This window comes from Carnimonas nigrificans ATCC BAA-78 (assembly GCF_000526695.1).
Lineage (GTDB): Bacteria > Pseudomonadota > Gammaproteobacteria > Pseudomonadales > Halomonadaceae > Carnimonas > Carnimonas nigrificans.
The window spans coordinates 133,355-159,334 of sequence record NZ_JAGO01000014.1 but is presented as its reverse complement, the minus strand read 5'-3'; the positions used below and the strand labels follow the sequence as shown (position 1 = coordinate 159,334).

22 protein-coding genes and 1 tRNA gene are annotated in these 25,980 nt (G+C 56.6%); 17 read left to right on the top strand and 6 right to left on the bottom strand.

Annotated features, from left to right (window positions below; all coding sequences use genetic code 11):
• The first annotated feature begins 104 nt into the window (after positions 1-104).
• The 3 genes from L881_RS13160 to L881_RS0109625 are packed head-to-tail and all read left to right on the top strand — an operon-like array spanning position 105 to position 4,346.
• Complete coding sequence (locus L881_RS13160) at positions 105-3,239, top strand: heavy metal translocating P-type ATPase (protein WP_025733491.1); 3,135 nt, start codon at positions 105-107, stop codon at positions 3,237-3,239.
• A gap of 10 nt (positions 3,240-3,249) precedes the next feature.
• Complete coding sequence (locus L881_RS13450; RefSeq protein WP_025733490.1) at positions 3,250-3,861, top strand: DUF5134 domain-containing protein; 612 nt, start codon at positions 3,250-3,252, stop codon at positions 3,859-3,861.
• Positions 3,858-4,346 carry a hypothetical protein gene (locus L881_RS0109625; RefSeq protein WP_025733489.1) on the top strand — a complete coding sequence of 163 codons (489 nt, stop codon included), beginning with the start codon at positions 3,858-3,860 and terminating at the stop codon, positions 4,344-4,346. The genes L881_RS13450 and L881_RS0109625 overlap by 4 nt, the downstream gene beginning before the upstream one ends.
• A gap of 3 nt (positions 4,347-4,349) precedes the next feature.
• Here the strand turns inward: L881_RS0109625 and sbcB are convergent, their stop codons facing one another.
• From sbcB to minC, 4 genes are all read right to left on the bottom strand, one after another.
• The gene (gene sbcB, locus L881_RS0109620) at positions 4,350-5,813 is read right to left on the bottom strand and encodes an exodeoxyribonuclease I (RefSeq protein ID WP_025733488.1); all 1,464 of its coding nucleotides are present in this window, start codon (positions 5,811-5,813) and stop codon (positions 4,350-4,352) included.
• A gap of 68 nt (positions 5,814-5,881) precedes the next feature.
• A complete protein-coding gene (gene minE / locus L881_RS0109615; protein WP_025733487.1) occupies positions 5,882-6,139 on the bottom strand; it encodes a cell division topological specificity factor MinE in 258 nt (85 codons plus the stop codon).
• Complete coding sequence (gene minD / locus L881_RS0109610) at positions 6,136-6,954, bottom strand: septum site-determining protein MinD (protein ID WP_025733486.1); 819 nt, start codon at positions 6,952-6,954, stop codon at positions 6,136-6,138. The genes minE and minD overlap by 4 nt, the downstream gene beginning before the upstream one ends.
• A 194-nt stretch (positions 6,955-7,148) precedes the next feature.
• The gene (gene minC / locus L881_RS0109605) at positions 7,149-7,889 is read right to left on the bottom strand and encodes a septum site-determining protein MinC (protein WP_025733485.1); all 741 of its coding nucleotides are present in this window, start codon (positions 7,887-7,889) and stop codon (positions 7,149-7,151) included.
• Positions 7,890-7,978: 89 nt separating this feature from the next.
• Between minC and L881_RS13790 the strand changes: the two genes are divergently transcribed.
• The 5 genes from L881_RS13790 (at position 7,979) to L881_RS0109585 (ending at position 12,872) form a co-directional block, all read left to right on the top strand.
• Positions 7,979-8,275: a hypothetical protein gene (locus tag L881_RS13790; RefSeq protein ID WP_156926542.1), complete on the top strand. Its 297-nt coding sequence runs from the start codon at positions 7,979-7,981 to the stop codon at positions 8,273-8,275.
• Between the two features lie 649 nt (positions 8,276-8,924).
• The gene (locus L881_RS0109600) at positions 8,925-9,884 is read left to right on the top strand and encodes a 2-hydroxyacid dehydrogenase (protein ID WP_025733484.1); all 960 of its coding nucleotides are present in this window, start codon (positions 8,925-8,927) and stop codon (positions 9,882-9,884) included.
• A gap of 79 nt (positions 9,885-9,963) precedes the next feature.
• Positions 9,964-11,322, top strand: coding sequence for an MFS transporter (locus L881_RS0109595; protein ID WP_025733483.1), 1,359 nt, complete (start codon positions 9,964-9,966; stop codon positions 11,320-11,322).
• Positions 11,323-11,713: 391 nt separating this feature from the next.
• Positions 11,714-12,709: a 2-hydroxyacid dehydrogenase gene (locus tag L881_RS13150; protein ID WP_034579128.1), complete on the top strand. Its 996-nt coding sequence runs from the start codon at positions 11,714-11,716 to the stop codon at positions 12,707-12,709.
• Positions 12,710-12,795: 86 nt separating this feature from the next.
• Positions 12,796-12,872: transfer RNA gene (locus L881_RS0109585), tRNA-Met, on the top strand.
• Positions 12,873-13,200: 328 nt separating this feature from the next.
• Here the strand turns inward: L881_RS0109585 and L881_RS0109580 are convergent.
• Positions 13,201-13,962, bottom strand: a complete 762-nt coding sequence (locus L881_RS0109580; protein ID WP_025733482.1) for an SDR family NAD(P)-dependent oxidoreductase — start codon at positions 13,960-13,962, stop codon at positions 13,201-13,203.
• A 443-nt stretch (positions 13,963-14,405) separates the two neighbouring features.
• Between L881_RS0109580 and L881_RS0109575 the strand changes: the two genes are divergently transcribed.
• Positions 14,406-15,743 carry an aspartate aminotransferase family protein gene (locus tag L881_RS0109575; RefSeq protein WP_025733481.1) on the top strand — a complete coding sequence of 446 codons (1,338 nt, stop codon included), beginning with the start codon at positions 14,406-14,408 and terminating at the stop codon, positions 15,741-15,743.
• Positions 15,744-15,839: 96 nt separating this feature from the next.
• Here L881_RS0109575 and pdxR read toward each other — a convergent pair whose 3' ends face one another.
• Positions 15,840-17,300 (bottom strand): MocR-like pyridoxine biosynthesis transcription factor PdxR, encoded by a 1,461-nt coding sequence (pdxR, locus tag L881_RS0109570; RefSeq protein WP_025733480.1) that lies wholly within the window; start codon positions 17,298-17,300, stop codon positions 15,840-15,842.
• Between the two features lie 305 nt (positions 17,301-17,605).
• Here pdxR and L881_RS0109565 point away from each other — a divergent pair, with 305 nt between their 5' ends.
• From L881_RS0109565 to L881_RS0109525, 8 genes are all read left to right on the top strand, one after another.
• Positions 17,606-18,511 (top strand): transporter substrate-binding domain-containing protein, encoded by a 906-nt coding sequence (locus L881_RS0109565; RefSeq protein ID WP_025733479.1) that lies wholly within the window; start codon positions 17,606-17,608, stop codon positions 18,509-18,511.
• Positions 18,512-18,589: 78 nt separating this feature from the next.
• Positions 18,590-19,231 carry an amino acid ABC transporter permease gene (locus tag L881_RS0109560; RefSeq protein ID WP_025733478.1) on the top strand — a complete coding sequence of 214 codons (642 nt, stop codon included), beginning with the start codon at positions 18,590-18,592 and terminating at the stop codon, positions 19,229-19,231.
• Between the two features lie 9 nt (positions 19,232-19,240).
• Complete coding sequence (locus L881_RS0109555) at positions 19,241-19,906, top strand: amino acid ABC transporter permease (protein ID WP_025733477.1); 666 nt, start codon at positions 19,241-19,243, stop codon at positions 19,904-19,906.
• Positions 19,899-20,687, top strand: coding sequence for an amino acid ABC transporter ATP-binding protein (locus L881_RS0109550; RefSeq protein WP_025733476.1), 789 nt, complete (start codon positions 19,899-19,901; stop codon positions 20,685-20,687). The genes L881_RS0109555 and L881_RS0109550 overlap by 8 nt, the downstream gene beginning before the upstream one ends.
• A gap of 207 nt (positions 20,688-20,894) precedes the next feature.
• Positions 20,895-22,274: a GntP family permease gene (locus tag L881_RS0109545; RefSeq protein WP_025733475.1), complete on the top strand. Its 1,380-nt coding sequence runs from the start codon at positions 20,895-20,897 to the stop codon at positions 22,272-22,274.
• 589 nt (positions 22,275-22,863) lie between these two features.
• A complete protein-coding gene (locus L881_RS0109535; RefSeq protein ID WP_025733473.1) occupies positions 22,864-23,976 on the top strand; it encodes a glycosyltransferase in 1,113 nt (370 codons plus the stop codon).
• Positions 23,973-24,875, top strand: a complete 903-nt coding sequence (locus L881_RS0109530) for a glucosamine inositolphosphorylceramide transferase family protein (RefSeq protein ID WP_025733472.1) — start codon at positions 23,973-23,975, stop codon at positions 24,873-24,875. Before L881_RS0109535 ends, L881_RS0109530 begins: the two co-directional genes overlap by 4 nt.
• Before the next feature lie 396 nt (positions 24,876-25,271).
• On the top strand, positions 25,272-25,862 hold the full coding sequence (locus L881_RS0109525; RefSeq protein ID WP_025733471.1) for a Maf family protein: 591 nt from the start codon (positions 25,272-25,274) through the stop codon (positions 25,860-25,862).
• Positions 25,863-25,980 lie beyond the last annotated feature (118 nt).

The window sequence follows — 25,980 nt, the reverse complement described above, 5'->3', positions numbered from 1 at the left end:
ACGCCACTTTTACACACCACTCTCACTCTTCGACCTCCCGTAAAACGCGGTACCATATGAGCATTACTGTTCCACATTTTCTCTAAAGCAGTCCGAGTAGCCTCATGCACAATCAGGACGCTGTTTCCGCCTCCTTCGAGATTCCCCTGGCAAGACCTCTCGATGCCTCGCGAATAGCCTCGATACACGCTGCACTTACCTCTCTCGATGGCGTAACGGCTGTCAGCGTTGCCAATGACCGCACTTCGCTTACGCTCACTCTGAACGCCAATGCGAGTCGCGCCGATATTCTGGCCTGCCTTGAAACGCAGCAGATAGCGCTTGCCATCGAAGATATCGACCTACGGGTCGCTGGCATGTACTGCGCCGCCTGTGCCACCACCATCGAACAGCAGTTTGAAGCCGTCGAAGAAGTACGCCGCTGTAGCGTTAATGTGGCCATGGGCACCGTGCACCTTTCGGTCATCGAAGGCATTGATGAGCAGCGGCTGGAAGAGGCCATTGCACACGCTGGCTATCGCTCGCTGGGCCGCCAGAGCGCGCACTATGCCATTGACGATGCGCGCAGGGAGCGGCGGCGGCTTGGCGTTGCTACTCTGGTTGCCGCAGTGCTGGCAATGCCAATCATGGCGATCGAGATGGGCCGCCACCTGATTCACGATCTCGACTTCTGGCTGATGTTTACCCCCAACGCCTATTGGCAGGTCGCCATAGGCATGTGTGTTCTTGCCACGCTGATTCAGTTTGGCCCCGGCTGGCGTTTTTATCGCCACGGCCTGCCGGCGCTATGGCGCGGCAGCCCCAACATGGACTCGCTGGTGATGCTCGGCAGCAGCGCCGCATGGGGATACTCGACGCTGATCCTGTTTGTACCTCAGCTATTGCCGCCCAATAGCCATCTGCTCTACTTCGAATCATCGGCGATGATTATCACGCTGATCCTGTTTGGGCGCTATCTGGAGGCCATCGCCAAAGGGCGTACCAGCAGCGCCATTGAGAAGCTGTTAGCCATGCAGTCGAGCACGGTGCTGCGCATAACGCCTTCCGGAGAAGAAGAAGTCGCCATTAGTGCTCTCAACACGGATGATCGCCTCCGTATTCGCCCCGGTGAGCGCTTGCCCGTAGATGGAATAGTGGAAGATGCCGACGCCCTGCTCGACCAATCCATGCTGACCGGCGAATCCCTGCCGGTGCTGCGTGAGCGCGGTGCATCCATCGAAAGTGGCAGCATCAACTGCGGCAGCAGCTTCACTTGCCGCGCCACGCGCGTCGGTGAGCACAGCACCCTATCGCGCATTATTCAGATTGTGCAGCGTGCCCAGGCCAGCAAGCTGCCCATTCAATCCCTCGCTGACCGCATCACGCGCCGTTTTGTACCGGCCATTTTGCTGATTGCCATTGGCTCGCTCGTTACCTGGCTAACGCTGGCGCCGCCCAATGTCGCCTGGATGATGGGCATCGTGAGTGCCATTTCCGTACTGGTTATCGCCTGTCCGTGTGCCATGGGGCTTGCCACGCCCACATCAGTGATGGTCGCCAGCGGCGAAGGCAGCCGCATCGGCATTCTTTTCCAGCGCTCTACTGCGCTTCAGCAGCTTGAAACCATCAACTACGCAATTTTCGACAAGACCGGCACGCTCACACGCGGCAAGCCGGAGCTGCATCAACTGATTGCGTATCACGGTAGCGAAGCAGCAGCGCTCGGAGCTGCCGCCGCGCTGGAGCGCCACTCGGAACACCCTCTCGGCAGGGCGCTCATCAATGCGGCCCACGCCCGTAATATCGACGGTTTTAGCGCCACAGACGTTATTTCAACGCCCGGCAAGGGGATCACCGGGCAGGTGAATGGTCAGCGCGTGGTGGTGGGTGGCAACAGCGCCATGGCGACGGAGCAGATTGATATCCGCCCCTTCGAAAAAGATGTTACCGCTGCCGCTACCCAAGGGCTGACAACGGTATTTATCGCCGTGGAAGGCAAGGTGGTTGCCCTCGCGATCATTGGTGATCGTATTCTGCCGACCGCAGCACGCACTATGGTGGCGCTGGAGCAGCAAGGCATTACGCCGATGATCTTAAGCGGTGACCACCCCGCGACGGTAGCGGCTGTCGGCCATTCACTCGGTGTGGCCGATGCCAGGGGCGGGCTGGATCCCACCCAAAAGCATGACGTGATTCAACATCTGTTAGCGCAGGGCCATCGGGTAGTCTACGCAGGCGATGGCATTAACGATGCCCCCGCACTGGCAAGCGCCAATGTCGGTATTGCGGTGGGCAGAGGAACGGATGTCGCCATTGATGCCGCGGATATCATTCTGATGCAAAGCGATCCTGGGCAACTGCTCAATGCGATTGCGCTATCGCGTGCCACCATGCGCAATATCCGCCAGAACCTGGGCTGGGCGCTTGGTTACAACATTCTGTGCATCCCGCTTGCGGCGGGTCTTTACTACAGCTTTTTCGAATGGATGCTGTCGCCACAGGCGGCGGCCTGCGTGATGGCGCTCTCCAGCCTGCTGGTGGTGCTGAATGCACTGCGTCTGCGCCCGTTCAAACCGCCCTTTGCCGGTGCGCCCGCCGTTACCGAGCTGCTGCATGATGATGCCCCTTATCGCCTTGCCGATGCAGCGCGCCTGCTCGCGGTGCCGGAAGCAACCCTTACCGCCGTGGCAGCTCAGAAAGGCTTCGACCAAACTGCCCAGCACTTCGCCAGCAGTGCCGATATCAGCCGCCTGTGCTGGCTGGCGCTGGCCGCTCAGGAGAATATCCCCTTGCCGCAGCCATTGCCCTGGATGCGTCATGCAAACAGTGCCTCAGCCCTTGATCTCGATGCCATTGAGCAGCGCATCAGCCGAGCGATGGCGATCACCAGTCAGGTAGTGGAAGGCCGCCCCCTCAATGACACTGCGCTATCTGACAGCCATACATCATTGAAAACCCTGGCTGCCAATGCAGGCGTGTCGAGCGCGATGCTGGATCACTATAGTGCGATTGGCTTGTTGCAAGGTGCCCCTCAGCAAGAGGCGACGGCACTCGATGAAATGCGTCTGGCACTGATTCGTGAGGCGCGTCTGGCGGATATTTCCCTGGAAACGACCAAGACGCTGCTGGACGCATCAACCAGCGCCCTGAACCGCCGCGAAGCCGGCCTCATCCATCTGGAGCGCCTGGGTGCTCGTCGTGATACTGCGCGTCGAGCCAGGGATATTCACCCTGCCACGCTCTCCCCCGCCATCTCTTGAGGATATTGTCATGATCGAATCAGATTGGCTGCGCTGGCTGATAACGGTGCTGTTCGCGTTCGCCGCCGTCGATTCTGCCTACCGCGTTATCAGGCCGGAACGCTCTATTTTGCGCTACTGCCATCTGTGGCACCTGCTGATGGCGCTAGCGATGTTAGCCATGAGCTGGCCCTGGGGGCATCAACTGCCAGCCCTGCCACAGATAGTGGTGTTCAGCGTGGCCCTGCTGTGGTTTGTCTGGCTGGGTATCAGCGGTGGCTGCTGCGCAAGCGACGACCCGCACCGCAATCTGACACGCCTGTCGATGGGGTATCACGCGCTGATGATGGCGGCGATGGCGTGGATGCTGCTGGCGATGAGCAACATGGGGGAGATGGCGCAGCATTCCCATCACATGATCTCTCATGGGGATCACCACATGCCTCAGGCATCGGCTTCTTTTCTATCGGCCCATCACCAATGGATCGGGCAGGCGTGGATCGCTGTATTTACCCTCGGCACCCTCTACTACCTGCTCAAAAGCGGCATCAGGCTGCTTCGGCAACGTCGGATCGTACTGGAAGAAGTGACTCAGGCGACGATGGCACTGGGGATGGTGCTGATGACAGGAGCCATGCTATGAAGTGGCACGCTTTTTCCTGGATCGCGCTCTGCGCGGTATTAGCGGGCTGTAATCCGATCAGTGCCGATCAACGTGTCGGTCAGTGGAAGCTGGATGAGCCGGTAGAAGTGCCGGGAACTTCGATGGGACATGCTTACGTTTATCTGGATATCAGCTGGCAAAACAGCGGCATGGGCACGCGCAACTATCAGCTCGATCAAACGGTTCGCGTGCCCGCCACCGCAGATCAGCCCAGCGATGCCAACTGGCGTCAGATGGCAACGTTGGTTACCGCACGGGGAGAAGATGGCGTGAAGCGCCAGTGGTGGCAGTTCGGGCGCGCCTTCCCGATGCTGCGCGGCGCTAACGGCACGCTGTGCGAATCAGGCAATGAATGCCCTCTCAGACTGACCGAGGATGGTCAGCATCTGGAGGGCACTCTGCTTGTCTTCGATACACCGGTCACCATGCGACTCACGCGCATCGACGCACTGCGGCGGCAGTAACCGCTATTCGAACGCCTGCGCTGGCATGATCGCTTCAACGTGAATCGCCAGCTCTTCCAGCAAACGGCGCTGCTGTTCATCTTCAGATGGCAGCGTCTGGTTAAGCCGTTCTATTTCGCGTGCAAAGCCTTGCAGTGTCAGCGCCGACAGTTGAGAAGAGTTGAAACGCTCCCAGCGCAAGGCATCCCAGCGTTCGCGATCCTCACCTTCCAGCGTTTCAGGGTAGCTGCGCGCACGCATTCTAAACAGCATCTCTTCAAGACGCGGGTCGCGAAATGGCGGCGCGACGCCGACCAGATCCCAGCCATGATGCTGATGCACCTGCGCCATGGCAGCTTTATCGGCAGCGCTAAAGAAAGCGCCCGAATAGAGCATCAGATCAGGATCATCGGGTGAATCCTGATAGCCGCTTGAAAATACCGCCGCAACCTTTTCAGCCAGATCACTGGCGCCCGAGAGCGCCTGCCAATGCTGTTGCGCCTGAGCGCGGTCAATATCCAGACGTTCGGCGGCCGCCGCATCCAGGGTATTGATCGGCAGCAGCACCGGGCTGCGATTGACCTGCACCACCTTGAGCGGAATTCGCTCGACACCTTCCGCCAGCTCCTCACGGCTAACGAACACGCGCTGACGAATTTCTTCAACAGACAGCGATAATAGCGGCTCAGGATCTACCGACAGATCCGCCACAATCACGCCATTCGGGTTATTGGGATGACGCGCCAGAGGAGCAATCAGCGCGCAACAACCGCGAGCAGCGGGATAACGCCGCGAAATATGCACCATTGGCTTGCGCGTTTCGATATCCAGCAGGCCATTCACGCGATGCTTGTCACGCAGCCCCAGCAGATGGTCAAACAGCCTGGCATTGCATGATTTCAGCAGTTTTGCCATCTCGATGGTGGCGCGAACATCCGCCAGCGCATCGTGGGCATCCGCGTGTTCGATACCGTTGGCTACCGAGAGCTGATCGAGCTTGAAGCTTGGCGCACGCCGCCCCTGGGCATCCTCCCGCATCGGCCACTCAATGCCTTCAGGCCGCAGCGCATAGAAGGTGCGCACTGCATCAATCAGATCCCAGCGAGAATTGCCGTTTTGCCATTCACGCGCGTAGGGATCGAGCAGATTGCGATAAAACAGATGCCGCGATACTTCATCATCAAAGCGCAGCGAGTTGTAGCCTACGGAGCAGGTGCCCGCCACGCTCATCAGCTCATTGATGCGCTCGGCAAACTCCATCTCGGGCAAGCCGCGGCGATTGGCCTGCTGCGGCGTAATACCGGTGATCAGGCAGGCCATGGGGTGCGGTAGATAATCTTCCGCCTGACGGCAGTAGAGAACTTCCGCTTCACCAATCGGATTGAAATCAGCATCAGTGCGAATGGCGGCAAACTGAGAGGGACGATCCCGCCGCGGGTCTGCCCCGAAGGTTTCATAGTCGTGGAACAGGAAAGTAGGCTCTGACACAGCTTGCTACCTAACACGTGGGAAGCGGGAAAAAGCGACCAGCGCAATCGGCACTGATCGCCAGCGCATTAGCCTTCCTGATTGGGAAGCGTGACGTTCAGCTCAAGTACCGAGCAGTCAGCGTCGCGATCAAGGCTCATATTGATGGCGTCATCGTCTACTTCGACATAGCGACGAATCACTTCGAGCAGCTCACGTTCAAGCATCGGCATATAGTCGGGCTGGCCGCGCTGACCACGCTGGTGCGCGACAATGATCTGCAATCGCTCTTTCGCGACAGACGCAGACTTCTTGTTCTCACCCCTTAGGAAATCAAGCAGTCTCACCGACGACCCCCTCCGAACATGCGGCTCAGGAATCCACGTTTCTGCTCTTCATGGAAGCGCAGCGCACGGTCTTCTCCCAGCAGGCGATCGACCGTGTCGCCATACGCCTGACCAGCATCGCTGTCGTGATCGTGAGTTACCGGCACCCCCTGGTTAGAGGCGCGCAATACCGCTTCTGACTCGGGAATCAGGCCCAGCAGCGGAATCGACAGAATTTCGCGAATATCCTCAAGATTGAGCATATCGCCGCTGGTCACACGGTTCGGGGAATAGCGGGTAATCAGCAGGTGCTCCTTGAGAGGCTCCCCGCCTTGTTCCGCACGGCGCGTCTTGGAGCTAAGCAGGCCCAGAATACGGTCGGAATCCCGAACAGAAGAGACTTCAGGGTTGGTCACGACCACTGCTTCATCGGCAAAATACATCGCCAGCTGGGCACCGCGTTCGATACCGGCGGGGGAATCACAGATGATAAAGTCGAAGCTTTCCTTCAGCGTATCAAGTACCCGTTCAACGCCTTCCAGCGTGAGCGCATCCTTGTCGCGCGTCTGCGAAGCGGGCAGCACATACAAATTATCAATGCGCTTGTCGCGGATCATCGCCTGATTAAGCCCCGCTTCCCCCTGAATCACATTGATCAGGTCATACACCACGCGGCGCTCACACCCCATGATCAAATCAAGGTTACGCAAGCCCACATCGAAATCAATGACGATGGTTTTTTTGCCGCGTTGTGCAAGTCCGGTGGCGATTGCTGCTGCGCTGGTGGTTTTACCAACGCCACCCTTTCCTGATGTCACTACTATGATCTTGGCCAAGGTAAGTTTCCTGTATGACGCTATTATCGACGCCCAGCCTCGCGCGGTGCCCAGCACCTCAAGGCTTGTGTGGCTATTCCCACATTAATGGACGAGCCGAATTTTCTACGTTGTTCTCCGTTGCACTGATTCTATCTGCATTTTCCGACAGGAGAGAGCAGAGGCAGTGCAACTGGCAACCGAATGCGTGGCGATTACAGCTCGAATGCACTGATATCGAGCTGATCCTCTACCATATGGGCCTGAACGCTTTTACCCAGCATTTCAGGATCAATATCTTCAAGCCGTTTGTAATTGCCGGCAATCGCAATAAGCTCAGCACGCAGCTCCTGACAAAATACCGCTGCGTCGAGATCACCATGGATGCCTGCCAGCGCGCGGCCTCGCAGCGCACCGTAAACATGAATGCTGCCTGCGGCGAGAATCTCGGCACCGGCATTGACGGCGCCCACTACGATCAGGTCACCACGCGGCGCACTAAGCTGTTGCCCTGAACGCACCGTACCACGGAACACGCGCGCCCCGTAATGGTTTACAGCGTCGTCCTGCTCCTCGCGATTGGCACCACGCACCACTTGCTCAACCGGTGCCGCATGCGCGGGAGTACGCGCTTCATTGGGCGGAAACCACCCCATGCCCAGCGCCCATGCCGACTGCTTGATGGTATCGCTTCCGCCCCGTACTGCCACCGGCAGCAATTTGTGCGAGCGCAGCATTGCACACAGCCTTTCCAGCTCCAGGGTGCCCTCTTCCCATTTATCCAGCCCCAGGACCACGGGCGTTTGCTGGAAGAAGGCAGGCGCCTGACTGATTTTCCCACTGAGCTGCTGTTCAATGAGATCGACATCGTTTGAGGCTAGCTCAAGCACTGTCATCGGCAGCATCCCGCCTTTAAAGGTAAAGGCTGCCGACTCGGCGTTCAGCTCCTGGCTCATCGATCGCTCCACACCTGAAAGGTACTCGTATTCAACAACATGCTATGGCGCATCCGGTAGGTGATTATGACTCATGATAACGATTGGCAATGCACTCAGTGCAGCCCGTGTTGATGCAAAGCGCGGCGGCGGCAAAAACCGTCTGTTTTCAACCTGATGCCCAGCGCTCGATTCACGAGCGTCGCAAGCACCTCTACGGAGTGAAAACAGAGACTCAAAATACCCTGCACTGCGCTGAAAAACGCCGCAACCGCCACTTTCGACAGAGACTAGCAATTTTTGTGTTCCGACGCAGTGGCGAACTGCGATATCGCACAAAATTTATCTATATTTCCCGTCGTTTCTTGACCTTTTGCAAGGAATTTGCAAAAGGGCGCTCCGTTTGATGCAGGGAAGCGCTGTCGGCAATTTTCGACATACGACCTGCCAATGCCCTTCCTTCAAGTTCTGATATTGATCGGCGCACCTAGACCAGAAAGAAGCTTTTGCAACTCCTTCGTGTCACTTAACTGCTGTACTGTCTGAATAGCGTTACCTGAATAGCACTGGCGATATAACCTGTTGTTTTTACAAAATATTCGTGTGCGCTATTTACCTTCGGCGCGCCCTGCTCACTATGATGACCGAACGCCTTCAAGAACCGGTAAATTCACCCATTTTCTGGATGAAGAACCGCTCGGTCTCGTATCCCCTTTCATATAAAGGCAACAAATATAGGGCAGCCATGCTTATTGACCACAATTTTTGTGTGGTTATATACTGTCAACAATCGTGGGTATGTCACAGGAAGAATTACATGAATGCAGACAGTTCCCACGCGCCCGTCTCATTACGGTCAACGCAGGTGTTCCAGCCTCACGCTATCAATATGGATAGCCATCAAAAGCACCTCTTCTATTCGCTTTACAGCAGATCAGGCGATACCGCCCTTCCGTGTTATCAGCCTACAAATCTCCAAGGAATATCCGTGATGCAGTAGGTGCTTATTCAGGGCGGAGAGCAGTCACTCAATCCAAAAAAACAGGGTAAATCCATATGACCACTACAACCGCAAGGCCCGCTGTACTATCCATGGAACAGGTATACGCTCCGCTGGAAGAAGCTCTGGCTTCACACTATGAGCTGTATAAATGGTGGGAAATCGAGGACAAGGATGACTTCCTGGCGCACCAAGGGCAGAAGATCCGTGGAATCGTTACCACCGGCGGCTTTGGCGCGGATCGTACCCTGATTGAATCACTGCCCGCCCTTGAGGTAATCGCTGATTTCGGCGTTGGATTTGACGCCATCGACCTGGATGCCGCCAGGGAACATAACGTGGCAGTCAGCAATACGCCGCAAGTGCTTAATGAGTGTGTTGCCGACACGGCGCTGGCATTGCTGCTTTCCCTGTCACGTCGCATCGTCAAGGGTGACGGATTCATCCGTGCGGGCAAATGGCCTTCCGGCGGCTTTGAGCTGGGTTACAAGGTAACAGGCAAACGTATCGGGATTGTGGGACTGGGGCGCATTGGCCGCAAGATTGCCCAGCGGGCAGCCGGATTTGATATGCAGATCGGCTATACCGATGTCGCACCGAGCGATACTGCCCCGGAGAGTTACACCTTCTACAGCGAGCTGAACACATTGGCCAGTGCCAGCGATTATCTGGTACTGACGCTGCCGGGTGGCGCATCTACGCATCATTTGGTGGATGCTGCCATCCTTGAGGCACTTGGCAAGGATAGCTTCCTGATCAATGTGGCCCGCGGCAGCATTGTCGATGAGCAGGCGCTGATAGAAGCGCTCAAGAGCAACGGTATTGCCGGTGCGGGGCTGGATGTATTCGAGCACGAACCCAATGTGCCGCAAGCGCTAATAGATGACGAACGTGTGGTACTGACGCCTCATCTGGCAAGCGCGACGGTAGAAACCCGTGATGCCATGACGGCACTGGTTCTGGATAACCTGGCGAGCTGGTTTTCGCAGCAAACTCTCAAGACAGCGGTAGTGTAAGTATCTGCTTTTTCTTCATGGCTGGCCCTCATCGTCATTTGGGCCAGCGCGCTACTATCACCAGCATCATGGAGTCGTTATGAGTTCTGTAACACCGCCATCCAGTTCTAGCCTGACACCGCCCAAAGGTGCCACCCGAGTACGTTTCGGTGTAGTGGGGCTGCTGTTTTTCGCCACCGGCATCAACTATCTGGATCGTACCAATATTGCGATGACCGGTACGTCACTACAGAACGATCTGGGCATCAGTGGTGTTCAACTGGGGTGGCTGCTCTCCGCGTTCACCTGGAGTTACGTCATCGCCACGCTACCCTTCGGTCTGCTGGTTGATCGCTTTGGCACGCAAAAGTATTACGCCGCCATGGTACTGGCCTTTAGCGCTGCTACGCTCATTATGGGCTTCGCCACTCCCGGTATCGTTGGATCGACAGCGCTGGCGTTTGGGGTATTGCTGATATGCCGCCTATTGATAGGTCTTTCGCAGGCAGCCACCTTCCCCGCGCACTCCAAAATTGCCGCCATGTGGCTACCGCCTCAGGAGCGTGCCCGTGGCATCGGTATCTATTCTGCGGGTCAGTACCTGTTTATTGCGCTGCTGATGCCGGTACTCACCTATATCATGGGCTTTGCCGGCTGGCCCTCGGTGTTCTTCATTACGGGCATGATTGGCATTGTCATCGGTTTGGTCTGGTGGGTACGTTATCGCGAACCGGACAACCAGCCTCGCGCCAATGAAGCCGAGCTGAATTACATTCGCTATCGGCCCAACGTGGATGCCAAACTCGCCGCTCAGGACGCCCAGCCCGCGACGCGAGCCGAATATCTCGACTACTTTACTCACCTGCGCTTCTGGGTGCTGGTGGTTGCCCAGTTTGCGGTATCCAGCGTGATGTACTTCTTCCTGACCTGGTTTCTGGTGTACATCGAACAGGTTCTGGATGTCTCCCGCGCCTATTTGAGCCTTCTGTCGCCGTTCCCCTATTTATGTGCTGCCGCAGGCGTGTTCTTCGGCGGTACTATCAGCGACCTGCTGTATAAAAGGGGCCTGAAGCTGGTTAATGCCCGCAAACTCCCGATCATTGTGGGCCTGCTGGTTTCAGCGCTGATCGTCTTTGCCGGTGCATTGGAAAGCACGCCGATTGCGCTGGTGACACTGATGTCCGTGTGTTTCTTCGCCAATGCGCTGTCAAACATGTGCTGGACCGTACTCAGCGACCTGACGCCCCACAAGCTGCTGGGCACCGTGGGCGGCGTATTTAATATCTTCAGCAATATTCCGGGCATTGTGACACCGCTGATTTTTGGTGCCGCGATTGATGCCTATGGCAACTTCCATATGGCGCTTTATTATCTCGGCATTGTCTCGGTCATTGCAGCGTTGGTCATGATATTCGGGTTGAAGGATTTGACGAAGATCCGCTTGCAGAGCAAGAAGTGATTCAAGGAAGCCTCTGATTCACTATCGCTGGAGTGTATTCGATATTGTCTCAGGGACAGCAATAATCCCTGCCCTATTATCAAGGATAGCCGCCCCGAGCGTATCAAGGGAGCGGCGACCGCCAACATCAACTTTATGCCTTTATTTCCAGCATTCTGGAGATGCCCTTAACGGGTTCGACCGCACATCATCTGGCAATGAAGCCGTGGATTGCCGTTGTATTCGCTTTTATCACCTGTCAAACGGGCACAAGTCCCCGAATAAAGCAGGGTATCCAGCGATGAAGAAAGCATAAGCACTTAATCCCGTGTCCACTGCTGTTGCACAAGATCAGATGGATGACAAATACGCAAAGCGACACCCAGAAATTTATACGTGAGAGGCACTATTCATGAAGATCACCTTTTTCAGCGCTCACCGTTACGACCAGGATTCCTTTGAACGCGCCGCAGATTCCCTACCTTCCAACACGCCTCGCGAGTTTGTCTATCAGGAAGCAGCGCTTGATACCGACACCATTCCCCTCGCCCACGATAGTGATGCAGTCTGCGTATTTGTAAACGACACCCTTGACCGGCAAGTGCTCGAACAGCTTCACAGCTACGGTGTTAAAGCAGTGCTGCTGCGCTGCGCGGGCTACAACAATGTCGATCTGGATACCGCGCACCAGCTCGGCATGTTTGTTGCCAGAGTCCCCGCCTACTCGCCCCCCGCTGTCGCCGAACACGCGCTGGCGCTGGCCATGGCGCTCAACCGCCACATTCATCGCGCCTATACCCGCGTACGGGACGGCAACTTCGCACTGGATGGCCTGGTAGGGCGCAATCTTCACGGCAAAACCGTCGGCATCATCGGCACCGGACGCATCGGGCTGGCGACTGCGCGCATCTTCAAAGGACTTGGCTGCACCGTTATCGGCAGCGATCCCTTTCCCAGTGAAGAGTTCAACGATATCGGCACGCTGGTGGAGTTGCCGCAACTGCTCAAAACATCCGACGTTATCAGCCTGCACTGCCCGCTGCTCGAATCCACCCACCATCTGATCAACAGCGATACCCTCGCCCAGATGAAAAAAGGCGCGCTGCTGATTAATACCTCACGGGGCGGGCTGATCGACACCCATGCGGTAATCGCCGCTCTCAAAATCGAACAGCTCGGCGGTCTCGCGATCGACGTTTATGAAAACGAAGAACCGCTGTTTTTCATCAACCGTGAAGAAACCTTTATTGACGACGATCAATTCGTGCGTCTGATGAGCTTCCCTAACGTGCTGATTACTGGGCACCAGGGCTTTTTCACCGAAGAAGCCCTACATGAAATCGCCCACACCACCCTCATCAACCTTGAGGACTTTGTTGCCGGAAGGGAGTGCGAAAACCGGGTGTAAGGGGCGTTAGGAACCTAGCCCGAGAGACAGAAAAGCTCCCAAGCCTTGACCTTCTGTAAAAAACCTGTAAGATTAGTCCTCGTTGATGCGGGGTGGAGCAGTCTGGTAGCTCGTCGGGCTCATAACCCGAAGGTCGTTGGTTCAAATCCAGCCCCCGCTACCAAATATTTTTTAAAGAGATCATATACTTATGGTCTCTTTTTTTTGTTTTGGGGTTGGGCAACCTTACCCTTTCGCTGCTCCAGCGATATGGGTAGCTTTTCTGTGCGCTTCCAGAAAATTATCTGCAGCCCCTCTGCCTTCCCACAATATTTCTACTTCTTCAAGCGACGCCTGAATTAGCACACATCAGCACGGCGTCCAGCAGTACCTGAGCACCACAGCGGTAGCATCATTTACCTTCTCACCACCAATACCGCAAACAGCGAGGCGAGGGTGCAGAAACACCCAAACCTCGCTTTGTCGATGGCACCAGCCCGCTAACCGTCGGTTTAGCTGTCGTAGTCAACGGCGAATGCCTGCCACGCCTGGCGTGTCGGCATCACTTCAAGGCGATTGAAGTTGATATGGGCTGGCAGTGTGGCGATGTAAAACATCTGTTCAGCGATATCTTCAGCGGTCAAGGCTTCGGTGCCACGATAGAGCTTGTCGGATGCGGCCTGATCGCCGCCAGTACGCACCAGCGTGAATTCGGTTTCGGCCATGCCGGGGGCAAGATCGGTGACCCTCACGCCGGTGCCGAGCAGGTCGCAGCGCAAGTTGTAGCTGAACTGTTTGACGAAGGATTTAGAGGCGCCGTAAACGTGGCTCCCCGGATAGGGCCATTGACCAGCGATAGAGCCGACATTGATGATTGTAGCGCCTCCCCCCACCTCGATCAGTGTCGGTAGCAGCGCATGAGTCACGTTAACCAGTCCGGTAACGTTGGTATCAATCATGGTGTGCCAATCCTTCAGATCCACCTTCTGAGCAGGTTTGGCCGCCAGTGCAAGACCAGCATTATTGACCAATGTACGCACCCGCTTGAACGCTTCCGGCAGATCATCAACCGCGGCCTGTACGGCCTTGTCGTCCCGCACATCAAGTTCTGCGATATGCACATCCACCTTGCTGGAGAGTTCCGCTTTCAGCGCTTCAAGACGATCACCTCGGCGCCCGGAAAGTACCAGCGACCAGCCTGCATCAGCAAAACGGTGAGCTGCTGCGCGTCCAAATCCTGAAGTGGCTCCGGTAATAAAAGCTACGTCGTTCACAACCTTCTCCTCATTGGATTTCCACTCATGTGATGTCGATCACTCGAATGTGAATAACATCCGGCAGCTCTTGGTATGTCCTGCGGGTCTCATTCGAGCGTGAATGGGTCAAGAGCCTATTCAACGTTTCGCGGGCTAGCGCTATACAGGCTCGGACTGTTTTTAACGCAGTAGAGCCGATGCTCAGCAGACGTTGAACGGGTTCCAAACACATTAACCGCCCTGCCAGCGGGTCTGTAGGGCCAGTTGTTGTCACTTGTCGGGACATCGCTGCTTCCTGTCACGAACACCGAACAATTCTGGCCCTAGGCGAACCGGCATCCTCGTCCTACCCTGAGATGGCTAGTGTCATGTCATCTATCCAATATTGCTCTGCGAGACGGGCTGCACTGCCCCATTCTCTACCTCATATCCCGCCATTCGGGAAACACAGGATGCCAGCCATGAACGACACCACTCCCCCTGACGCTGTTTCCAACGATCATGTTTCCAATGACCATGTCTATCAGCTTGATCGCCATCACGTCTTTCACTCATGGTCAGCGCAGGGCAATCTTAGCCCGCTGGTGCTCGCGGGAGGCTCTGGCTGCAAGATGTGGGATTACGCGGGCAAGGAGTACCTGGATTTCAGCAGCCAGTTGGTCAATACCAACATTGGCCATCAGCATCCGAAAGTGATTGCGGCCATTCAGGCCCAGGCCGAGCAGCTCGCTACCATTGCGCCAGCACATGCCAACCTCGCTCGTGGTGAGGCAGCCAAGCGCATCCTCGCTCATACACCGCAAGAGTTCGAGAAGGTCTTCTTCACCAACGCAGGCGCCGACGCCAACGAAAACGCCATTCGCATGGCGCGCGCCTACACCGGGCGCAGCAAGATTCTCTCTGCTTACCGCTCGTATCACGGCAACACGGGAGCCGCTATTGTGGCTACCGGCGATCCACGGCGTATTCCCAACGAATTCGCTCACGGACACGTCCATTTCTTCAACCCTTACCTCTACCGTAGCGATTTCTGGGCCAGTAATGAGGAAGAAGAGTGCGAGCGCGCGTTGCAGCATCTCAAGCGCGTCATTGAATGCGAAGGGCCATCCTCAATTGCCGCCATTCTGCTTGAATCAATTCCCGGCACTGCGGGTATGCTGATTCCACCGAAGGGCTATCTTGAAGGAGTCCGCCAACTGGCAGATCAGCACGGTATATTGCTGATTCTTGATGAGGTAATGGCGGGTTTTGGCCGTACTGGACGCTGGTTCGCCTTCGAACACTTCAGCGTTAAGCCCGATCTGATCGTGTTCGCCAAGGGCGTCAATTCAGGCTATGTGCCAGCGGGTGGCGTGGTGATCTCCGAACCGATCTGTCGCTACTTCGACGATCACATGTTCTTCGGCGGCCTCACCTATTCAGGCCATCCATTGGCGATGGCCGCTATCGTCGCCACCCTCGATGTGATGGAAGAAGAGGACATTGTCGGTAACGCGGACCGCATCGGTAACGGCGTGCTCGCTGATGGCCTTCAACAGATCGCCGCCAGGCACGCGATCATCGGCGAGACACGCGGTGTGGGGGTTTTCCACGCCCTTGAGCTGGTCAGTAACCCAGATACCCGCGCACCGCTCCCTGCGTCGGAAATGGCAAAAATAAAAGGCGCATTGATCGACAAGGGGCTGCTGCCCTTTGTGGTCGAGAACCGCATTCATGTAGTGCCGCCCTGTATCGTTAGCGCGTCCGAAGTCGAAAAGGGGCTCTCGATTCTCGACGATGTGCTGGGGAATCACCGCTAGCCCACGCTTCGCGCGCATCCGATACCATCATCACCATGACTCCGCCGGCCCTCGCAGCCGGCGGTGCCTTTATAACGTCCGTGAATAGCGACGTACTCAACCAAAGGCGCGAGCAAGTCGCTTGATGCCGGGGTCGATACGTTCAGCCTCGATGGCCCCAAAGCCCAGACGCATGAAATTACGCGGCGGCACCTGATCGAAGAAGTGCTGAAAGCCGGGTTCGATCAACACCCTGTGCTGTGCTGCCTGCCACGCCAGACGCTGGGTATCGACCTCATGCGGTGCCTGTAGCCAGAACACGCTGGCATGGGCGTCGCCCACGCGACGGCACATGGGCAGGTGACGCTCGATACTGCTGTTCATGGCTTCCCAGCGATGGCGCATCTCGTCGGAAAAGAGACGCAGGTAGCGATCGTAATGGCCCTGCGATAGAAACTGGGCAAGCTGCTGCTGGAGGCCGGAGGGCGGGTGTCGATACATCAAACGACGCAGCGCACGAAGTTCATCAATCAGCTCCGCATCCGCTACCAGATACCCAAGCCGCAGCCCTGGCGAAAGCGGTTTGGACAAACTGCTCATGTAGATCACCCGCGATCCGGCCCGGCTCGCCTTCAGCGCTGGCTGCGCATGGCGATCGAAGTTGACCTCTGCATCGTAGTCATCCTCAAGCACAATCTGATCGCGCCGCAGCACCTGCTCAATCAACGCTTCACGCCGAGCGCGACTCATGGTGACACCGGTCGGCCCCTGATGGCTGGGCGTTACATAAAGGTAGTCACAGTTCGCTGCCGCCCCATCGAGGCACATGCCTTCACTATCCAGCGGCTGATAGCTGAGGCGCGCCCCCTGACGCAAGAACACATTGGTGGCTTCCCGATAGCCGGGGTTCTCTACCGCCACTCGGGTGCGGTTGTCGAACAGCAGTTGCGCGATCAAGAACAGGGCATTCTGCGAGCCAAGCGTGATCAGGATCTCATCACTACGAACGTGGATACCGCGTTTGGGCAGCACCCGAGTGCGCAACTGCTCGATCAGCATGGGATCATCCTGATCGTAGCGATCGCTAAGCCAGTGACGCTCGCGCTGGCTGCCGAGCAACCGTCGTGACGCCTCACGCCACTGCTCAAGAGGAAACAGTCGAGTGTCGAGCTGGCCGTAGATAAAAGGGAATTCATAGTGCATCCAATTGCTTGGCCGCAGCACGCCCTGCAAATGGCTCGGACGATGCGTGAAACGCCTGCCCCATAATGGCGCATCAGGGGTTTCCTTCGTCGATTCAAGGGACGATGGGAATGCATCATTATCGTGATAGGCGTCATGCAGGTAGTAGCCGCTACGCGGCCGGCTGATCAGATAGCCATCTTCCACCAGTCCTTCGTAAACGAGCGCCACGGTATTGCGCGAGATTCCCAGCTGGATGGAGAGCTTGCGGCAGGAAGGCAACGCCTCTTCTGCGGGAATCGTACCGGTGTGAATGGCGTCCAGCAGCGCTTCCCGCAACTGCTCTTGCAAGCCACGCTGAACATCGAAATCGAGATGGAAGTAGTGGTCGAGCATGCATCACCTCGCTGGCAAGCGAAAAGAGGCTCCCTGATTGGATATGCCTCTGCCAATGCTTGCTGCAAGAACCGAGCCACGCCAAGGGCGCCATCAGCAAATAATTAAGTGAATGCGGGCAAAGCACCATGATCTGGCCAGTTAAACTCGGCCAACTGGCTCTATAAGAAGATACGAAGAATTCTTTAGGGTGGAGCTACCGGAACGCAGGACAGGCCGCTGAGCACGGTGAGCCCCGGTCATCAGCAAAAACCGATAATAACGCCGTCGATCAACAACAACAGTCAACGACCAGAGGGTTCTTAATGATGCGCTCAATACTTCACCCAGCTACCTCGCCATCGCGCCGCCTTGCCACGCTCATCGCGACGACTGCCGCCAGCGCCCTGGTGGCGATCTCGCTGACAAGTTCGGCACTGGCCGCCGATCTCCCCGACATCGAGAGTCGCGGCAGCATGAATGTCGCCACCGAGGACAACTACGCGCCCTTTAACTATATCGAGAACGGCAATGCCGTCGGCTTCAACGCTGACATGCTTGTGGAGCTGCGCAAGTACGCTGACTTCGACGTCAAGCAGGAGATCCTGCCATGGACAGGGCTTCTGGCAGCGGTATCCACAGGCCAGTACGACATGGCGCTGACCGGAGCCCTGGTGTCTGATGAACGCTTGCGCATGTTCGACTACACCGCCCCCTACGCTTCGGCGCAGCACTTTGCGATAAAACGCGCTAACGACGACAGCATCAAGAGTGTCAAGGATCTCAGTGGCAAAACGCTCGGCGTTCAGGCGGGCAGCGTTCCCCTCTCCCGACTTCCCGAACTGGAGAAGATGCTCAAGAAAGATGGCGGAAAAATGGGCAAGGTGGTGCAGTACGAATCCTACCCTGAAGCTTTCGCTGATCTTGCCAACGGGCGTCTCGACTTCGTTATCGACTCAGCGGTCCCCGTCAATACTCTGGTGGCCTCCAAACCGAAGGTCTTCGCCAAAGGCCCCGCAGTGTCAGGCCCGGGCTATGACTCTTGGCCGATTCCCAAATCAAGTCCGAAACTGCTCGCCTACATGAACGGTTTCCTTGACCACATGCGCGAAACCGGTCGTCTGGCCGAGCTACAGGAAAAATGGTTTGGCGAAAGCTTCCCTGACCTGCCCACCGAACCGCTGACCAGCGTCGAACAGTTCCACGAGCTGCAATCCAAAAGCACAGAGTAATGCCTCGCGTCATCGGCACCAAAGCGCCGCGGTTCATCCGCGGCCCCTTTCACTCGCACGCTTTGTGGAGAGATCATCATGAACGCCAGTGCCTGGAACATGCTGCTGGAAGGTGCCTGGACGACGCTCTGGATCTCCGGCGTCTCCATCGCCATCGGCGTCACTGCGGGTCTCATTCTCGCGCTGATCCGAATTGCCCGGATTCCCGTTATCGACCAGCTACTGGTGCTCTATATCAGTCTGGCGCGCGCCACGCCTCTGGTCACCCTGGTGCTCTTCATCTTTCTTAGCGCACCGACCTTTGGCATTCAGCTCGAACGCAGTATGGCGGGCATTCTCGCCCTCACGCTCAACACCACCGCCTTCAACGCCGAAATCTGGCGCAGTGCCTTCCGCAACTTTTCACGCGAACAGCGCGAAGCCGCCATGGCGACAGGCATGACGCCGGGAATCACCTTTCGCCGGATCATGCTGCCGCAGATGATTATCACCAGCCTGCCTGGCCTGATTAATGAAATGTCATTTCTGATCAAGGGCAGCCCGGCTATCGCGGTTATCGGGATCGTCGAGCTCACTCGCGTCACCAATCGCATCTCTGCGGTGACTTATGAGCCACTCCCCCCGATTCTTGTCGCCTGCGTGCTCTATATGGCGATCATCGGCTGTCTGGTGTGGGCGCAACGCATCACCGAGCGACGCGCCACTCGTCTGGCAATGTGAGGAGACACCATGAATAACTGGCAAATCCTGTGGCAGGCGCGAGATCAGTTCTGGTCGGGCTTTCTCAGCACCATGACCATTTTTGGGGTCTCGATCAGCGCGGCGTTCGTGATCGGATGCGTCATGCTCTATCTGCTGGAAGGCAGCCGCTCGCGCACCACCATACTGCTACGCATCTTCATCGACGGTATGCGCATGCTGCCCTTCCTGATCCTCGCTTACCTGCTTTACTACGGCCTGCCCAGCCTGGGAATCCGGCTCAATGCGTGGTGGTCAGGCGTTGGGGCACTCGCGGCCTATCACGGCTGCTACTTCGCCGAGATTTTCCGCGGTACTCGACTGACCTTCCCGCCCGGACAGGTGGAAGCCGCCAAGGCACACGGTTTCACCAAGGGCAAAATGTTCCTGCGCCTGATTCTGCCGCAGATCATCATGCAGACCCGGCCATTGCTGGGCAATCAGTTGATCTATGCGCTCAAGGACACGGCTTTTCTGGTCATCATCACCGTGCAGGAGCTGACCGCCGCCGCGAACAGCCTCTCCGGCACCTACTTCATTCCCACCGAGGCATTCATCGTGGTCATAGGCTGCTATTGGGCAGTGAGCATCGTGATGGAAGTCATCATCAAACAATGTGGACGCTTCAGTACCAAACGGGGGTTCGACAATGCCTGAGACTGGTCTTGAATTCAGCAAAGAGCCGACCGAGGTCGCAGTTTCGATCCGCAATCTGTCGAAGAGCTTCAACGATGTCGAAGTGCTGCGCGACGTTAACCTTGAGGTCAAGAAAGGCGATGTCGTGACTATTCTTGGCTCATCCGGTTCGGGGAAATCGACACTGCTACGCTGCATCAACTGGCTTGAGCAGCCCGAACGCGGCAGCATTCATATCGCCGGAGAACGCATCGGTGTAACCGATGAAGGCCGCGCCATGTCGGTCAAGGCACTCGCCCGCGTGCGCGCCAAAACCGGTATGGTCTTCCAGAGCTTCAATCTCTGGCCCCATCTCAACGTTCTCCACAACGTCACCGAGGCGCCCATCCACGTACTTGGCAAATCCAGGCACGAAGCCGAAGCTCACGCCCGCGAGCTGCTCGACAAGGTGGGCATGAGCCACAAGGCCGATGCCTACCCCAATACCCTTTCAGGCGGTCAGAAACAGCGTGTAGCGATTGCCCGAGCGCTGGCCATGCAGCCGGAGGTGATGCTTTTTGATGAACCGACCTCCGCCCTCGACCCCGAGCTGGTGGGCGAGGTACTTGCCGTGATCAAGTCGCTCTCTGCCGAGGGCTACACCATGGTTATCGTCACCCACGAGATGTCATTTGCCCGCTCTGTTTCCGACCAGGTCGTGTTTCTGGAAAAGGGATTGATTATCGAACAGGCCGATCCCGAGACCTTCTTCACCAATGCCAGCACCGAGCGGGTCAGAAAATTCCTCGAACGCAACAAGTAGAAGTTCACTGAAACCATTCATTCTCGACAGCGCCGAACCAACGCACCAAAGCCGGGCCAGGCGCAATTTTTCAGGAGATACAGTCAGGATAGCGGCACAGTCCCCATGACTCATGCTTCGAATAAGCGTGGCTCACCACCAATGTCTTATTGGTGAAAATCCTGCTTCATGCGACCGTGGCGGGGCACATTTTAAGGAGATCGTGTCATGGACGACTGGACGCAAACCCTGGGCGCGGGGCCACTGCTCGGCATCGCCGCTGCCGCAGTTGCGCTGCTACTGTTTCTGATTATTCGCTTGCGTCTGCACGCGTTCCCTACGCTGGTGCTGGTGAGCCTGCTAACCGCATTCGCCACCGGAATTCCGTCCGGTGCCATCGCCGCTACCCTGATCGGCAGTTTTTCCAAAACGCTCGGTTCGGTAGCGTTGCTGGTCGGGTTTGGTGCCATGCTTGGCAAGCTGGTGGAGCACTCCGGCGGCGCGCAGGTACTGGCCGATAAAATGGTCTCGCTATTTGGTGAGTCGCGGGCCCCCTTTGCTCTCGGCATCGCCTCGCTGATTATGGGCTTCCCGATCTTCTTCGATGCGGGGCTGGTGGTCATGCTGCCGATTATCTTCGCGGTCGCGAAGCGCCTTGGTGGGCCGGTACTGCTTTATGCGCTCCCCGCAGCGGCGGCGTTCTCGGTGATGCACGTCTTTGTACCGCCGCATCCCGGCCCTGTGACGGCGACCGAACTCTACGGTGCCAACCTTGGTCTGGTGCTGCTGGTCGGTCTCGTGATCGCCTTTCCAATGTGGTATCTCTCCGGCTATCTATGGGGACGTTTCGCTGCCAGCCGGTTCGATTTCAAGCTGGAAGCCAGCCTGTTCGGTGGCCGTGACAACGACACCATTACCAATCCGCCTTCGGTCGGTACCGTCATCGCCCTATTGCTGCTACCGCTGGCGCTTATCTTCCTCAATACCGGGCTCGACTTCGCCCGCGCTTCGGGGGCTGTCGATAGCAGTGCAACCTGGTATCAATTCCTCTCCACACTGGGTACAACGCCCATCGCTCTGCTGATCTCGGTACTGGTCGCCACTTATGTACTCGGCAGCCGGCGCGGTGAAAGCGGCAGCGCGCTGGAGAAAGTCGTCGAATCGTCTCTCGGCCCGATCTGCTCGGTCATTCTGATCACCGGTGCCGGCGGCATGTTCGGTGGCGTGCTCCAGGCCTCTGGTATCGGCAATGCCCTCTCCGACTCAATGAGCGATCTTGGCCTACCGGTAATCATCGCGGCCTACCTGGTCGCGGTGGTGATGCGACTGGCCCAGGGCTCAGCGACCGTGGCGCTGGTAACCGCCGCCGGTCTGATGGCCCCCGCCGTTGCCAGTGGCGACTTCTCGACCATGCAGATTGTCGCAATTACCCTCGCCACCGCCGCAGGCTCGGTCTTCGCCGGCCACGTCAACGACTCAGGCTTCTGGCTTGTAGGGCGCTTGCTGGGCATGGACGTCAAAACCACGCTGATGACCTGGAGCGTACAGCAGGCGCTGGAATCCGTAGTGGGGTTCGTGGTGGCCTACCTCATCTTCATGATTTTCTGAGGTACATGAATGGCGGGAAGAAACACCTTCCCGCTGTTCACATCAATGCCTCAGCGCAAGGATGAGATGAATTCAGGGCATACTGTATAAGGAAGGTCAGCCCGCTCGCAGAACCTTACTCACACTCCGGCCTAGGCATATGCCACGGCATTTTTGACCACCTGCCTCCCACCTTAAGTACCATGCCCGCTCCACTTTTCTGCATGTCCCCTCTATGGCACAGCCTGCGTTGATTCTTGCTCTGACGCATAGGCTGGACATTGGCTAAACACTCTGCCGTCGAGAAAGAACGTTGCTCATTGGTGATCTGAAACGTTCCATGCAGGCATTTTGTGAAGAGAGAGCCGAATAGATATAATTCAGGGCTACTCCATACCATTGCCTGTTTGCTGTTCGCCAACGCCCTGACGGTACTCACTATTTTTAACAGCAGGCACGTCATCATCAGTCACTGCTGACAACGAGATACTTAACAAGAAGCTCGGTAGCAGAATACCGACTATTGCTGCGGTCTCGGCTTGCACCATCGGCCCATATCAAGGTCTGGTCCAGCAAGATATAAAGCAAGGGCTCAGCTAAAGGCATTTTTATGAAAATTCTCTACCTCATCACCAGCCTTGAAACCGGCGGGGCAGAATTTGCTGTCGTCGATATTGTGGCGAGCCTTGAAAAACAAGGAGTAACGGTAGATGTAGTTGCGTGTGAACCGCGCGACATGGTGGCTGCCAAGCATTTGAAGGAAGCCGGTATCCCTTATCGAGTGCTTTGTTCACGTAGAAGATCTCGCCATATAGTGCTGGCAAAGCTGCTGCTGCATATATACAAAAGCCGCCCCGATATCATATGGACATCGCTGAGCTGGGCCACACGCATAGGGCAACAGGCTGGCAAACTGCTCAATATTCCGGTGGTCAGTTTCAAACACAGCGCCAGCGTAAAACCTGTTACCTACCGAATGCGCCATATGTCTGATCTCTGGGTAGGCGACTCGTCGTTGGTCACTCGCTACCTGACTGAACAGATGGGCATATCCGCTGATCGCGTGCTTGGCTGGCCTCTCTACCAGTGCAACTCTCACACCACGCCCGCTGCCCCCTGGGATGGCACATCGAAGTTGCAGTTAGGCAGCACAGGGCGTCTTCATAGCGTCAAACAGTACGACAAGCTAATTGAAGCACTGGCTCAGGCAATTGCTCACACACCTGGTCTTGCAGATCGTCTCCATCTGACCATTGTTGGCGAAGGGCCTGAGCGTGCAACACTAGAGCAGCTGATTGAGCACTTCGGTTTGCAGGATAACGTCTCTCTGCCAGGGCATTCGGATAACGTAGATGCCTATCTGGCAAGCTGGCATCTGTACTTCCAGCCTTCGGATTACGAAGGCATGTGCCTGGCCGTTCACGAGGCAATGAATGCTGCCCTGCCAATCGTCGCCACTCCCGTTGGTGAACTGGCAAGCTGTGTGACAGATGGCGTCACTGGTTTTGTCGTCAATGGTGAACCAGTGGCGGCGCTCACCGAGATCATCCTTCGTACGGCTGAAGCCCCTGAACAACTTGCTGAACTCGGTCAGAATGCCCGCCGCTATGTCCAGCAGCATTACAGTCGTGCCGCCTTCGATGCAGCCGCGAAAACCATTGTAGAACGACTTGCACAGCTGCCTCCGCGTCGTGGTCGTCACATTGATGGAGCTTCCTCATGAGCATGTTGACCAGTGAAATTTGGCAAGTCGGCATCATCAAGGCTCCGATCGGCGAAGTTGCCCAGCAGAGTGCTTTGGAGGAGTCTCGGATTCGGTGGCTCAAGGCGGCCGATTCGATGTGCTTTTTGGCTGATCCTTTTGGCCTGTGGCGCGACAACAAGCTCTATCTTTTTGTAGAAGCCTATGACTATCGCACGCGCCACGGTCATATTGAGGTGTATATCTTCAACGAGAGCCTGGAGCTACTCGATCAGCGGGCGGTTCTGAAAGAGCCGTGGCACCTCTCCTTCCCGTATGTTTTTGAAGATGGCGGCGAGATATGGATGCTACCGGAGGGCTATAAATCTGGCCTGCTGTCGCTCTATCGTGCGGTGGACTTTCCATGGCGCTGGGAGCGCGTGGAGGAATTTGTCTTCCCTGCTGCCGCCATTGATGCGTCGCTTTATAGAAACGACCAGGGCTACTGGATTTTCTACACCCCACCCACGCCAAAACCGGCACGGACCAGCGCCCTGATGCTGGCGCATGCGGATACTCTGCTGGGGCATTGGCATAATATTTCCCAGCAGCCTATTCATGTGGATCGGCACGGCGCACGCATGGGGGGCACTCCTTTCGAAAAGGATGGCCGTCTGATTCTTCCTACCCAGGACTGCTCCGACAGCTATGGTGGCGCGCTGACCCTGCTCTCGCTCTCCAGCGCGCAACTTGATCAGCCCACCCTTCAGTCTGCTGGTCGGCTGGAAGCTCCCGCTTCAGCCCGTCCTTATACCGATGGCCTGCACACGCTATCAGCGGTCGGCGACCAATTCACGCTGATTGACACCAAGCGCATCGTGAAAGGCTCGCCCAAGCGGATCGGCATTGATATCCGCCGCAAGATCAAAAAGCATTTCTGAGCAAATAACATCGGCAGCCAAAGCGCTGCCGTTGCCCATGGCTCACGGGCGACAGCCGTTTTGGTTAGTCGGGTGCTGGAGGTCAGCATCTCAAGGAGCATACCTGCACGGAATGATGTGAAGGCTTCCGTACAGCCTGGAGCAGATCATTATTGGCAGTTTTGATCGGCTCTATACAGAGCTTGAAAAGGAGATACTGAAACCCGCTCAAAAAACGAAGGGGCGGATAGGGCGCTTGATGCCGTGCTGAGTATTCATGGAATTGGTCGGAGATGGTTTTACAATGGTGCCGGCATCTTCCCACTGTTTTCTGAGCGCCCTATTTATCACAATGAATCGCACTCAATCTTCGGCGATATGCTCCTGATAACCCACTTTCCTACGTGAATACCTTCTATGACACAGCCTGCGTTGATTCTTGCCAGCAGCTCTCCCTATCGCCGAATGCTGCTTGAGCGGCTCCAGCTTCCTTTCATTACTGCTTCGCCCGATATTGACGAATCGCGGCGTCCAGGTGAAAGTCCCTCAGTCTTGGCCGAACGTCTTGCTGTCGAGAAGGCACGTGCCCTTGCCGCTCAGTATCCCGATGCGGTGATTATCGGATCCGATCAGGTCTGCGCCAGCGATGATACCGTTTTGGGCAAGCCGGGTTCAGCAGAGAAGGCCCATGAGCAGCTCGCTCGCTTTTCGGGCCGAACCGTCGATTTTTATACGGGGCTTTGCGTTATCAATACGGCCAATGGTGGCGAGCAAGTAGCCGTGGAGCGCTCCATCGTCACCTTCCGCACGCTTACCGCGTCGCAGATCAATGCCTATGTGGAACGCGAGCAGCCGCTCGATTGTGCGGGCGCGTTCCGTATGGAAGGGCTGGGTATCGCGCTGTTCGAGCGCATCGAGGGGGATGATCCCAATACGCTGATAGGGCTGCCGCTGATTCGGTTATGCCAGATGCTGAGCAGTACCGGCATTGACCCTTTAGCACCTTGAGCGTGAAGGAGCACCGACTCTTCTGCATGAAGAGATGCACTATTCAGGGCCCGCTTGATAAAGCTAACGCAGATACATTGACCAACCCCCGCCCGGGGCGCGTAATGTTTTATGTTCG

Bases quoted from the DNA above. Each gene is read 5' to 3' on its own strand.
- L881_RS13160 (WP_025733491.1), top strand. From the start codon at position 105: ATGCACAATCAGGACGCTGTTTCCGCCTCCTTCGAGATTCCCCTGGCA.
- L881_RS13450 (WP_025733490.1), top strand. From the start codon at position 3,250: ATGATCGAATCAGATTGGCTGCGCTGGCTGATAACGGTGCTGTTCGCG.
- L881_RS0109625 (WP_025733489.1), top strand. From the start codon at position 3,858: ATGAAGTGGCACGCTTTTTCCTGGATCGCGCTCTGCGCGGTATTAGCG.
- minC (WP_025733485.1), bottom strand. From the start codon at position 7,889: ATGAGCCAGGAGCTGAACGCCGAGTCGGCAGCCTTTACCTTTAAAGGC.
- L881_RS13790 (WP_156926542.1), top strand. From the start codon at position 7,979: ATGCACTCAGTGCAGCCCGTGTTGATGCAAAGCGCGGCGGCGGCAAAA.
- L881_RS0109600 (WP_025733484.1), top strand. From the start codon at position 8,925: ATGACCACTACAACCGCAAGGCCCGCTGTACTATCCATGGAACAGGTA.
- L881_RS0109595 (WP_025733483.1), top strand. From the start codon at position 9,964: ATGAGTTCTGTAACACCGCCATCCAGTTCTAGCCTGACACCGCCCAAA.
- L881_RS13150 (WP_034579128.1), top strand. From the start codon at position 11,714: ATGAAGATCACCTTTTTCAGCGCTCACCGTTACGACCAGGATTCCTTT.
- L881_RS0109575 (WP_025733481.1), top strand. From the start codon at position 14,406: ATGAACGACACCACTCCCCCTGACGCTGTTTCCAACGATCATGTTTCC.
- pdxR (WP_025733480.1), bottom strand. From the start codon at position 17,300: ATGCTCGACCACTACTTCCATCTCGATTTCGATGTTCAGCGTGGCTTG.
- L881_RS0109565 (WP_025733479.1), top strand. From the start codon at position 17,606: ATGATGCGCTCAATACTTCACCCAGCTACCTCGCCATCGCGCCGCCTT.
- L881_RS0109560 (WP_025733478.1), top strand. From the start codon at position 18,590: ATGAACGCCAGTGCCTGGAACATGCTGCTGGAAGGTGCCTGGACGACG.
- L881_RS0109555 (WP_025733477.1), top strand. From the start codon at position 19,241: ATGAATAACTGGCAAATCCTGTGGCAGGCGCGAGATCAGTTCTGGTCG.
- L881_RS0109550 (WP_025733476.1), top strand. From the start codon at position 19,899: ATGCCTGAGACTGGTCTTGAATTCAGCAAAGAGCCGACCGAGGTCGCA.
- L881_RS0109545 (WP_025733475.1), top strand. From the start codon at position 20,895: ATGGACGACTGGACGCAAACCCTGGGCGCGGGGCCACTGCTCGGCATC.
- L881_RS0109535 (WP_025733473.1), top strand. From the start codon at position 22,864: ATGAAAATTCTCTACCTCATCACCAGCCTTGAAACCGGCGGGGCAGAA.
- L881_RS0109530 (WP_025733472.1), top strand. From the start codon at position 23,973: ATGAGCATGTTGACCAGTGAAATTTGGCAAGTCGGCATCATCAAGGCT.
- L881_RS0109525 (WP_025733471.1), top strand. From the start codon at position 25,272: ATGACACAGCCTGCGTTGATTCTTGCCAGCAGCTCTCCCTATCGCCGA.